Genomic DNA, 10,950 nt, shown 5'->3' on the forward strand with positions numbered 1-10,950 from the left:
GCGTAAACCTGTGTCAAGCCTCCAGCGCGTCGAGCAGCGGCGAACGCGGGACGCCACCTGCCACCCAGGCGCGCATCCCGTCCGGCAAGTCCGCCAGCGCGCGCACAGCGGCAGCGCGATCGGCGAACTCGACGAAACAACCGCTCCCCGACCCGGTCAGGCGTGGCGTGCCGATCCGAGCCAGCGCCTGGAACGTGGCCTGGACGGCCGGTTCGCGGCGAAGCAGGACCGGCTCGAACGCGTTGCCGAGCAGGAAACCTGAAACGAAGTCCGCTATTTTCGCGGGCGCAGCATCCCGCGTCAAATCCGGGGACTGGAACAGGGCCGCGGTGGGCACGTGCACCCCCGGATCGGCCAGCACATACCAGGCCGGCGGCAGCGCCAGCGCGGTCAATCGCTCACCCACGCCCTCGGCCCAGGCGTCGCGTCCGCGCACGAACACCGGCACGTCCGCGCCCAGCGACAGGCCGAGGCCAGCCAAGGCGTCTTCGTCCAGCCCGGCGCCCCACAGGGCATTCAGCGCCACCAGCGCGGTCGCCGCATCGGACGAACCGCCACCGAAGCCACCGCCAGCAGGAATGCGCTTTTCGACGCGGATATCCACACCTTGGGCGATATTTGCCGATGTTTGCAGCAGGCGCGCGGCACGCACCAGCAGGTCGTCGGCCTCGGCGACGCCGGCCACGGACGGACCGATCCGCGCCACCGCCCCGTCCGCGCGCGGCCGCAGATGCACCGTGTCGCCCCAGTCCAGCAGGCGAAACACGGTCTGCAACTGGTGGTAGCCGTCCGGCCGGCGGCCGGTGATCTGCAGAAACAGGTTCAGCTTCGCCGGGGCCGGCCAGGACGACCAGCCCCCGTCGGTGCCGCCGCTCATGGCGCAGGCACGGTCCAGGCGTCGACCAGCAGGCGCACCTTGGCATCGCCGTTGCGCGCCTCGATGCGCCGCGGCAGCGCCGGACGGCCGTCGCTGGGCGGATACCAGTCCTGGAATTCGATGTCCCAGCCCATCTGCCGCAGCATATGCGGCCGACCCTGCGCGTCGTAGTCGACCCGCTCCGGCGCCTGCGCGTCGGTCGCCACCAGCCCGCGCACCCAGTCGGGCAGCAGGTTGACCGGGATCTCCCAGCCGGTCGCCTCCAGCAGCAGCTGTTCGGCGTTCTCGCCGTCGCGCGGACCGCCCTCCAGTCCCTCCAGGCGCCCGGCCTCGGAGTGGCTGTCGCCGGTCAGGCGCCAGCTCTGCCGGGTCACCGGCGCGCTGAGTTGCACCTCGTACTGGCGCTGCCGCTGGGTCCAGTCGATGCGGCCGCTGCCGCCGTTGCGCCCCTTGGTGATCGCCACCCGCCCCTGGAACGACCAGTCCGGATGCGCCCGCAGCCACTGCGCACGCGCGGCCTCGGCCTGCTGCGCAGCGGCGTCGGGGGCGGCGACGGCGACCGGCGACGGGGTGCGGGTCGGCAGCGCACTGCAACCGGCCAGCAGCAGCCCGGCGACCAGCGCCCAGGCGGTGCGCAGGCCGGCGGTCACGGCGCCACCTTGTCCAGGGCGCGGCGCAGCGCGCGATTGTCCGGATCGAGCTTGCGCGCCTCGTCGAAGTACTTGTTGGCCTCTTCGTGCTTGCCCTGCTCCCACAGCACCTGGCCGATATGCGCGGCGATCTCCGGATCCTTCACCAGGCTCCAGGCGCGACGCAGTTGCACCAGCGCTTCCTGAGTCTTGCCGAGCCGGTACAGCACCCAGCCGTAGCTGTCGATGATCGCGGCATTGTCGGGATCGGCGGTGCGGGCGCGGTCGATCAGTTGCAACGCCTCGCGATAGCGCTTGGTGCGGTCGGCCAGGGTGTAGCCGAGCGCGTTCAGCGCCGCCACGTTCTCCGGGTCGGTGACCAGGATCTTGCGCAGGTCGGCCTCGGCGCGGTCGATGCGGTCGCGACGCTCCCAGGACAGCCCGCGCGCATACAGCAGCGCGTTGTCGTCCGGATACGCAGCCAGGCCGCGCTCGAACACCTGCAGCTCGCCGGCGTCGTCGCCGCTGCGCTGGCGCAGTTCCGCCTCCAGCACGTAGGCGTCGCGGCGCGCGGCATCGTCGGCCTCGGCGTCGTCCTGCAGCGCGCGCGCCTCGGCGAAGGCCGCGTCCTTCTGGCCGAGCGCGTACAACGCGCCGGCGGCGCGCAGCCGCGCCTCGCTGCGCAACGGGCCGCCCGGCACGCCGCGGTACCAGTCCACCGCCTCCTGGTTGCGCTTGAGGAACTCGGCGATCTTGCCGAGCAGCAGGCGCCGCTCCGGATCGGGCCGGTCGGCACCCTTGCGCAGCTCGTCGTACAGCGCGGTCAGGGCCGCATTGTCCTGCAGCTTGGCCAGCATCGAGGCGCGCAGGCCGTAGTTCTGGGTGGTCTGCGGCCCCAGCGCCAGCACCCGCGCCGCGGCGGCGGTGTCGCCGATGGCGTCGTAGGCATAGGCCAGCGCGGTGCGCAGTTCCGGGTCGCCGGACACCTTGGGCTCCACGCCCTGCAGCAACGCGCGCGCCTGTTCGATCTTGCCCGCCTGCTGCAGCTGGGTGGCATGCAGCAGCGCCACGCGCGGCTCCTGTGGGAAGCGCTTGACCAACTGGTCGACGATGCGCTCGGCCAGCTTGGGCTGGTCCAGGCGCAGCGCCAGGCGTCCGAATTCCTGCCAGGCCTCGAGCTGGTCGGGGATGGCATTGGCGTCGAGCAACTGGTCCAGGGCCTTGGCGGCGACCTCCGGATCGCGGTTGCCGCTGACCAGGGCGATCAGCGCGAAACGCCAGCCGCGCGGGTCCTTGTCGCGCAGCAGGGCCACCAGCAAGCTGCGCGCCTGGCGCAGGTTGCCGTTGCGCAGGGCCAGCGAGGCCTCGGCGCTGCGCATGGCCAGCGACTCGGGCGCGCGCTGCCGCCACAGCGCCAGCGCCTGGGCGGCGGCCGCGGTGTCGTTGGCCAGCATCGCGATGCGGGTGGCGCGCTCGGCCAGGCCGGCATCGCCGGGGCTGTCGTTGGCGGCCTGCAGGTACCAGCGCGAGGCGTCGGCCAATTGCCCGGCCTGCAACGCGAACTCGCCGGCCAGCACCGGGGTCATCACGTCCTGGGCGGGACTCGGTGCCTTGGCCGCGGCCGGTGCGGCCACGGCGGCGATTGCGGACAGCAGCAGAAAGGTACGGATGCGAATCAATGCGGGCATCGGAAGCGGCCGGGCCGTAAAATGGGGCCCTGAATGGCCAGCAGCTTATCGCAAGCAACTGAACAGATGACGTTGTGGGTGCTCGGATTGAACCACCAGACCGCGCCGGTCGACCTGCGCGAACGGGTGGCATTCGCCGGCGACGCATTGCCGCGCGCGCTGCAATCGCTGCGCGGGCTGCCCGACGTCGCCGAGGCGGCGCTGCTGTCCACCTGCAACCGCACCGAGCTGTACGCCATCGCCGGCGATGCGCAGCACCTGGCCGACTGGCTGGACTCGCATGCCGCCGGCCTGCACGGCTATCTGTACCAGCATCAGGATGCGGACGCGGTGCGGCACCTGTTCCGGGTCGCCACCGGGCTGGACTCGATGGTGCTGGGCGAGCCGCAGATCCTCGGCCAGGTGAAGGACGCCTGGTCGCTGGCGCGCGAGCACGGGGCGATGGGCAGCCGCCTGGACCGCCTGTTCCAGCAGACATTCTCGGTGGCCAAGCGCGCGCGCACCGACACCCGGGTCGGCGCCAATCCGGTCTCGGTCGCCTCCACCGCGGTGCGCCTGGCGCAGAGCTCCTTCGCCCGGCTCAGCGAATCCACCGTGCTGCTGGTCGGCGCCGGCGAGACCATCGAGCTGGCCGCCAAGCATCTCAGCGAGGGCCGCGTGCGGCGCCTGCTGATCGCCAACCGCACCCTCACCCATGCGCAGGAACTGGCCAGCCGCCACGGCGGCGTGGCGCTGCCGCTGAGCGAGCTGGAGCGCCACCTGCACGAGGCCGACGTGGTGTTCTCGGCCACCGCCGCGCGCGAGCCGGTGGTGACGCGGGCGCAGGTCGAGCAGGCGCTGCGCGCGCGCAAGCACAAGCCGATGCTGCTGTTCGACCTGGCGGTGCCGCGCGACATCGAGGCCGGCGTGGCCGATCTCGCCGACGCCTACCTGTACACCGTCGACGACCTGGAGCGCGCGGTCGAGGACAACCGCCGCGGCCGCCGCGAGGCTGCCGAGGCGGCCGAGGCGATCATCGACCTGCAGGTCGTGCGCTACATGGAGGCGCTGCAGGCCAGCACCCGCCAGGCGCCGCTCAAGCGCCTGCGCGCGCACGGCGACAGCACCCGCGACGACGTGCTGGCCAAGGCGCGGCAGCAACTGGCGCACGGCAAGCCTGCCGACGAGGTGCTGGAATTTCTCGCCAACACCCTGACCAACCGCCTGCTGCATCCGCCCACCGCGGCGCTGCGCGAGGCGGCGCTGCGCGGCGACGCCGAGCTGGCGCGCGCCGCCGAGCGCCTGTTCCCGGAGAAGCCGGGCTATTTCCACCCCATTCTGAAGACCGATGACACCGACCCTGCGCCGTAAGCTGGAGGCGCTGGCCGAGCGTCGCGAAGAACTCGAACGCCTGCTGTCCGACCCCGAGGTGGTGAGCGACAACACGCGCTTCCGCGACTACTCGCGCGAATTCGCGCAACTGGAGCCGGTCGCCGCCGCGCTGGCCGCCGAGGCGGCGGCCAAGGCCGACCTGGCCTCGGCCGAGGCGATGCGCGCCGATCCGGAACTGCGCGAACTGGCCGAGGAGGAAATCGCCGCCGCGCAGGCGCGCCTGGCCGAACTCGACGCGGAGCTGGCGCTGCTGCTGGTGCCGCGCGACCCGCGCGACGACGGCAACCTGTTCCTGGAAGTGCGTGCCGGCACCGGCGGCGACGAGGCGGCGATCTTCGCCGGCGACCTGTTCCGCATGTACGCCCGCTACGCCGAACGCCAGGGCTGGAAGGTGGAAGTGGAATCGGACAGCCCCGGCGAGCACGGCGGCTACAAGGAGGTGGTAGCGCGCATCGTCGGCCGCGGCGCCTACTCCAAGCTGAAGTTCGAATCCGGCACGCACCGCGTGCAGCGCGTGCCGGCGACCGAGTCGCAGGGCCGCATCCACACCTCCGCGGCGACGGTGGCGATCATTCCCGAGGCCGACGACGTGGAGGAGATCGCGATCAACCCGGCCGACCTGAAGATCGACACCTTCCGCTCCTCCGGCGCCGGCGGCCAGCACGTCAACAAGACCGAGTCGGCGATCCGCATCACCCACGTGCCCAGCGGCGTGGTGGTGGAGTGCCAGACCGAGCGCAGCCAGCACGCCAACCGCGACAAGGCGCTGAAGCGGCTCAAGGCGCAACTGCTGGAGGCCGAGCGCAGCAAGCAGGCCGCGGCCGAGGCGCAGGACCGCAAGCTGCAGGTCGGCAGCGGCGACCGCAGCCAGCGCATCCGCACCTACAACTTCCCGCAGGGCCGCATCACCGATCACCGCGTCGAGGGCCTGACCCTGTACGACCTGCCGAACGTGATCGAGGGCGACCTCGATGCGCTGATCGGGCGCCTGAGCCACGAGCACCAGGTCGACGAACTGGCGCGCCTGAGCGACAGCCCATGAGCGTGCGCGTGCGCCACGCCGATGCGCGCGACCTGCCGGCGCTGGCAGCGCTGTTCGATGCCTACCGGCAGTTCTATGGGCAGGCGCCGGACGCGGCGACCGCGCACGCGTTCCTGGCCGCGCGCCTGGCCAACGCGGAGTCGGTGGTGCTGCTGGCCGAACGCGATGCGCAGGCCGCCGGCTTCGTGCAGTTGTATCCGTCCTTCTCTTCGGTGCGGGCGGCGCGGCTGTGGATCCTCAACGACCTGTACGTGGCGCCCGCGCACCGCCGCCACGGCGTGGCGCAGGCGCTGCTGCATGCCGCCGAACGCCACGCCGCGGACGACGGCGCAGTGCGCATCGTGCTGGAGACGGCGCAGGACAATCTGTCCGCGCAGGCCCTGTACCGCGCCTGCGGCTGGCAGCAGGAGCTGAGCGCGCAGCACTACGTCAAGGCGCTGGCGCCGTGAGCGTGCACCGCCCGCGGTCGATCGCGGCCGCCACGGCCGCATGAGCGGCGGCGGCGTCGACGAACGCCTGCAACTGCAGGCCGCGGTGCGGCGCGATCCGCAGGACTTCCTGGCCTGGGTGATGCTCGCCGACGCCGAACTCGGCGCCGGCGCAGTGGCGGCCGGCGAACAGGCCGCCGTGCGCGCGCTGCAGTTGCGCCCGGGACATCCGGAGGCACTGGCGCGGCTGGGCCGGGTGCGCTGGACCCAGGGTCGTCATGCCGACGCAGCGCAGGCATTGCGCGAGGCACTGCGGCAGGCGCCCCAGCACCCCGGCATCGCGGTATGGCTAGGCCACGCCCTGGAAGACAATGGCGAGGCGGAAGCCGCGGCACAGGCTTATGCCCACGCGCATGCACTGTTGCCGCAGGAACCGTCGATCGCCGCCTACCTGCTGAACTGGCGGCGCAAGCTGTGCGACTGGCGCGGACTGGACGCGCTATCGCAGCAGGTGCGCGGCGCGGTACGGCAAGGCCACCCGGCGATCGAACCGTTCGCCTTCCTCAACGAGGACACGGGCGCGGACGAACAACTGCGCTGCGCGCGCAACCGCGCCCAGGCGCTGGCGCGCGCTCTCGCGCCGCTGCCCGCTGCGCAGGTACGCGGCGATGGCCCGCTGCGCATCGGCTTCCTGTCCAACGGCTTCGGCGCGCATCCCACCGGCCTGCTGACCGTTGCCCTGTTCGAGCACTTGCGCGCGCATGCCGACCTGCAGGTGAACCTGTTCGCGCTCAACGGCGACGACCGCAGCGCGCTCCGTGCGCGGCTGCAGGCGGCTGCACATGCCTGGCACGACGTGGCCGGACAGCCGCATCGGCAGATCGCCCAGCGCATCCGCGATACCGGCATCGACCTGCTGTTCGATCTGCGCGGCTGGGGCGGCGGCGGCACGCCGGAAGTGCTGGCGCTGCGTCCGGCGCCGGTGCAGGTGAACTGGCTGGCCTACCCCGGCACCTCCGGCGCACCCTGGATCGACTACGTGGTCGGCGACGCCTACGCGTTGCCGCCGGCGCTGGCCGCGCACTACAGCGAGCGGGTGCTATGGCTGCCGCGCGCGTTCCAGCCATCCGACGACACGCGCGTCGTCGGCAGCCCGCCCGCGCGCCGCGACTGCGGCCTGCCCGAGCACGGCACCGTGTTCTGCTGCTTCAACAACAGCTACAAGCTCGGCCCGCGCAGCATGGCGCGGATGCTGGAGGTGCTGCGCCAGGTGCCGGACAGCGTGCTGTGGCTGCTGTCCGGCCCGGGCCAGGCCGATGACCGACTGCGTGCGGCCGCCGCGGCGGCCGGCGTGGACCCGACGCGCCTGCGTTTCATGCCCAAGCTGGCGCATCCGGACTATCTGGCACGCTACCGGCACGCCGACCTGTTCCTGGACACGCATCCGTACAACGCCCACACCACCGCCTCCGATGCCTTGTGGGCCGGCTGCCCGGTGCTGACCTGCCCCGGCAGCACCTTTGCCGCACGCGTGGCCGGCAGCCTCAATCATCATCTCGGCCTGGACGACATGAATGCCGCCGACGACGCAGCGTTCGTCGCCACCGCGGTGCGCCTGGGGCGCGATCCCGCGGCGCTGCAGGCGCTGCGCGAGCGGCTGCAGGCGCGGCGCGCGGACAGCGGCCTGTTCGACATGCGCGGCTTCGCCGACGACTTCGCCGCGCTGCTGCGCGACACGGCTTCGCGCCATGGCTGGGAAGGCGCAGGCTCGACCTGATCGATCGCTCACGGATGCGCCACAAGGCCGCGGCGGCACATCCAGCAACGGACGGCGTAGCGACGTATCGCCAGTCAACGTCGCCATCGACATCACCGCCGGTACATCCGCATCGCCGTCTCCCATCGCCGAGCGCGCTTGCGTCACAGCGCACGGGTGGTGTGGACGAGCGTCGCTGCAGGTCGCAGCGACCCAGCCAACGGCAGCCCGTGAGGCGCAGGGGCGCAGGGGCGCAGGGGCGCAGTCGCCAGCGTGCAAGTCGAGCTACCGAAGCGCTTGACCTCAAGTGAACTTGAGGTCCGACACTGCGCGCACGCTCCTCGTGCAGATCCCGCAATGTCGCTGCCGCTCCCGATTCCGACGCCCGATTCTTCCGCCCCCGTTCGCAGCATGCTGCTCGCCGAAGCCCCCATTCCGGATCGCGCCGCGCTGTTCGACTGCATGCGCGGCCTGTGCGATCACCGGCTGCATGCCCTGACCTGGATGGAATCGCTGGGCGATGCCCCCGACCTGCTGTACGCACGCTGCTGCTGCGACGCGGCGCCAGCACTGCATGGACTGCTGCGTGCACGCCTGCCGGCGCTGCGGCGGACGCTGCGGCGATACCGGCGCATCCGCAGCGGCGTATCCGATCCGCACCGGGCAGCGTCCTGCGTGGTGATGACCCGCGTCCCGACCCGCAATGCAGCGCAGGCGCAAAGCCGCGCCGATGCCGCCTTCGCCGCCCTGCAGGATGGCGCACATGCGCTGCGCGGCCTGATCGCCGCGCACCTGTACCTGTCGGACGACGGCCGCACCCTGCTCGAATGCACCGAGTGGCACAGTGCGGAGGCACAGCGACGTGCCCTGCAGCGCGAACCCGAGCGCTTGCCGCTGGCCGCCGATCGTGCCGCCAGCGTCCGTCGCTTCCGGCCACGACCCTGGTCCTGCCATGCGACGGCACGACCCCGGTCCACCTCCACGCCTGAATCGGCGGGCGCGCGCCAGCAACGTGCGCGGATGCGGCTCCCCGCCCAGGCGGCGATCCCAGCGCGCGATCACCACGCCCAGGCGCACACTTCGGCGGCCCGAAGCGCCCCCATTGCCGTCGTCAACGACAACGCGCCAACCCCGCCGTAGCCGCGGCTGAAGCGCCAACGCGCCCAGGCTGTACGCCGGCCGGGCGAGCCGCTAGGCTGCCGGCATGACCGCCAACGCCGACTTCATCGCATTGAACCTGTGCGTGCTGACCGTCTCGGACACGCGCAGCCTCGACCAGGACAGCTCCGGCGACTATCTGGTCGCCGCTCTCGGCGGCGTCGGCCATCGCCTGCACGCACGGGAACTGCTGCCTGACGACCGCTATCGGATGCGCGCCACGGTCTCGGCCTGGATCGCCGATCCGGAGGTGGACGGCATCCTGGTCACCGGCGGCACCGGCTTCACCGGCCGCGATTCCACGCCCGAGGCGCTGCTGCCTCTGCTGGACAAGGAGATGCCAGGCTTCGGCGAGCTGTTCCGCGCGATCAGCGTCGAGGAGATCGGCACCTCCTCGCTGCAGTCGCGCGCCTTCGCCGGCCTGGCCAACGCCACCTTCCTGTTCTGCCTGCCCGGCTCCACCTCGGCCTGCCGCACGGCCTGGGAGCGGATCATCGCCGCGCAGCTGGATGCCCGCACCCGCCCCTGCAATCTGGCCACGCTGCGCCCGCGGCTGAAGGAATGACCTGGACTCCCGCATGCCCCTGGACACCACGTTGCGCCTGCTGGCCAAGGCCAGCGGCATGAGCGCCGCGGATATCGCCGCGGCCATCCCGCGCGCCGGCGCGGCCACGGTCAAGGCCTGGATGGCGGGCGAAAAGCTGCCCGGACGCGCCCAGCTCACCGCCCTGGCGCGCACCTTCGGCGTGCCCGCCGGCGCCCTGCTCGGCGAACTGGCCAGCCAACTGGACCCGGCACGCACCCGCGGCGAACACGATCTGCTGCAGGCCTACCGCGCCCTCGACGCCCGCCAGCAGGGCGCGCTGCTGGAAGTGGCGCGCAGCATGGCCGGCACCGGCACCCGCAAGCGGAGCAGCAAATGAGCCACCTCAAGCGCAAGCAGTACAAGGCCCTGATGCAGCCGCTGCAGCTGGAACTGACCGCGATGGCGCAGGCGGTGCAGCACAGCGGCGAGCGCGTGCTGGTGCTGTTCGAAGGCCGCGACACCGCCGGCAAGGGCGGCGCGATCCAGGCCATCGCCGAACACCTGAACCCGCGCCAGTGCCGCGTGGTCGCCCTGCCCAAGCCGACCGACCGCGAAGCCACGCAGTGGTATTTCCAGCGTCACATCGCGCATCTGCCGGCGGCCGGCGAGATCGTGCTGATGGACCGCAGCTGGTACAACCGCGCCGGCGTGGAGCGGGTCATGGGCTACTGCAGCGATGCCGAATACCACGCCTTCCTGCGCCAGACCCCGCTGTTCGAGCAGTTGCTGGTCGACGATGGCATCCGCCTGTTCAAGTACTGGCTGTGCGTGGACCAGGCGCAGCAGGAAAAGCGCTTCGCCGAGCGCCTGCACGACCCGTTGAAGGGCTGGAAGCTGTCGCCGGTGGACCTGAAGTCGCGCAGCCAGTACGCCGACTACACCCGCGCGCGCGAGGCGATGCTGGAAGCCACCCACCGCGACTATGCGCCATGGACCCTGGTCGACTTCAACGACCAGAAGCGCGGCCGCCTGACCCTGATCCGGCACCTGCTCGACCAACTGCCGGAAACCCGCCTGCACGAACCGGACCTGGATCTGCCGCCGCTGAAGCAGAAGCTGCACAAGGAAAAGTTTGGGCTGCTGCAGCCGATTCCGTCGTATGAGGCGGGGAGTGGGGATTAGGGATTGGGGATTGGTTGAAGCCTGCGGCGCGCAGTCGTCACTTTGCGACCGCGCGTCGCCGGGCGCGCCACTCACAGCCATTCCGGGAACAGCGCGTCGCGGTTGAAGCCGCCTCTACGGTGGTCTCGGCTCACGCACCACTAAACAGGCGACATGTCCAGATACAAGGAGCGGCTTCAGCCGCGGCGAGCGAAGCCATCCCATCCTCTGGTCGCGCAAGGCGTCGGGACTGAAGTCCCTCCCACAAGGAAGACTTTTCGCTTCCGACGCGCGCATCCCCAATCCCGAATCCC

11 protein-coding genes are annotated in these 10,950 nt (G+C 71.6%); 8 read left to right on the top strand and 3 right to left on the bottom strand.

Annotation, left to right across the window (positions count from 1 at the left end):
* Window positions 1–13: 13 nt before the first annotated feature.
* From ispE to CEK65_RS15200, 3 genes are read right to left on the bottom strand one after another with little or no spacing between them, the layout of a single operon-like run.
* Window positions 14–877, bottom strand: a complete 864-nt coding sequence (ispE, locus tag CEK65_RS15190) for a 4-(cytidine 5'-diphospho)-2-C-methyl-D-erythritol kinase (RefSeq protein WP_152182226.1) — start codon at window positions 875–877, stop codon at window positions 14–16.
* On the bottom strand, window positions 874–1,527 hold the full coding sequence (gene lolB / locus CEK65_RS15195) for a lipoprotein insertase outer membrane protein LolB (RefSeq protein WP_152182227.1): 654 nt from the start codon (window positions 1,525–1,527) through the stop codon (window positions 874–876). Before lolB ends, ispE begins: the two co-directional genes overlap by 4 nt.
* Window positions 1,524–3,194, bottom strand: a complete 1,671-nt coding sequence (locus CEK65_RS15200) for a tetratricopeptide repeat protein (RefSeq protein WP_152182228.1) — start codon at window positions 3,192–3,194, stop codon at window positions 1,524–1,526. The genes lolB and CEK65_RS15200 overlap by 4 nt, the downstream gene beginning before the upstream one ends.
* A 66-nt stretch (window positions 3,195–3,260) precedes the next feature.
* Between CEK65_RS15200 and hemA the strand changes: the two genes are divergently transcribed.
* The 8 genes from hemA (at window position 3,261) to ppk2 (ending at window position 10,657) form a co-directional block, all read left to right on the top strand.
* Window positions 3,261–4,544, top strand: coding sequence for a glutamyl-tRNA reductase (gene hemA / locus CEK65_RS15205; RefSeq protein ID WP_152182229.1), 1,284 nt, complete (start codon window positions 3,261–3,263; stop codon window positions 4,542–4,544).
* Window positions 4,522–5,607, top strand: a complete 1,086-nt coding sequence (gene prfA / locus CEK65_RS15210) for a peptide chain release factor 1 (RefSeq protein ID WP_010341257.1) — start codon at window positions 4,522–4,524, stop codon at window positions 5,605–5,607. The genes hemA and prfA overlap by 23 nt, the downstream gene beginning before the upstream one ends.
* Window positions 5,604–6,056, top strand: coding sequence for a GNAT family N-acetyltransferase (locus CEK65_RS15215; protein ID WP_152182230.1), 453 nt, complete (start codon window positions 5,604–5,606; stop codon window positions 6,054–6,056). The genes prfA and CEK65_RS15215 overlap by 4 nt, the downstream gene beginning before the upstream one ends.
* A gap of 40 nt (window positions 6,057–6,096) precedes the next feature.
* Entirely contained in the window at window positions 6,097–7,812 is a 1,716-nt protein-coding gene (locus CEK65_RS15220; RefSeq protein ID WP_152182231.1) for a tetratricopeptide repeat protein, read from the top strand.
* Window positions 7,813–8,148: 336 nt separating this feature from the next.
* On the top strand, window positions 8,149–8,931 hold the full coding sequence (locus CEK65_RS15225; protein ID WP_226980592.1) for a hypothetical protein: 783 nt from the start codon (window positions 8,149–8,151) through the stop codon (window positions 8,929–8,931).
* 64 nt (window positions 8,932–8,995) lie between these two features.
* Entirely contained in the window at window positions 8,996–9,514 is a 519-nt protein-coding gene (gene moaB / locus CEK65_RS15230; RefSeq protein ID WP_017908870.1) for a molybdenum cofactor biosynthesis protein B, read from the top strand.
* Between the two features lie 13 nt (window positions 9,515–9,527).
* Window positions 9,528–9,872, top strand: a complete 345-nt coding sequence (locus CEK65_RS15235; RefSeq protein ID WP_010341252.1) for a helix-turn-helix domain-containing protein — start codon at window positions 9,528–9,530, stop codon at window positions 9,870–9,872.
* A complete protein-coding gene (gene ppk2 / locus CEK65_RS15240) occupies window positions 9,869–10,657 on the top strand; it encodes a polyphosphate kinase 2 (protein WP_152182232.1) in 789 nt (262 codons plus the stop codon). Before CEK65_RS15235 ends, ppk2 begins: the two co-directional genes overlap by 4 nt.
* The last annotated feature ends 293 nt before the right edge of the window (window positions 10,658–10,950 follow it).

Origin of the sequence: Xanthomonas sp. LMG 12459 (genome assembly GCF_009192905.1) — a bacterium.
Lineage (GTDB): Bacteria > Pseudomonadota > Gammaproteobacteria > Xanthomonadales > Xanthomonadaceae > Xanthomonas_A > Xanthomonas_A sontii.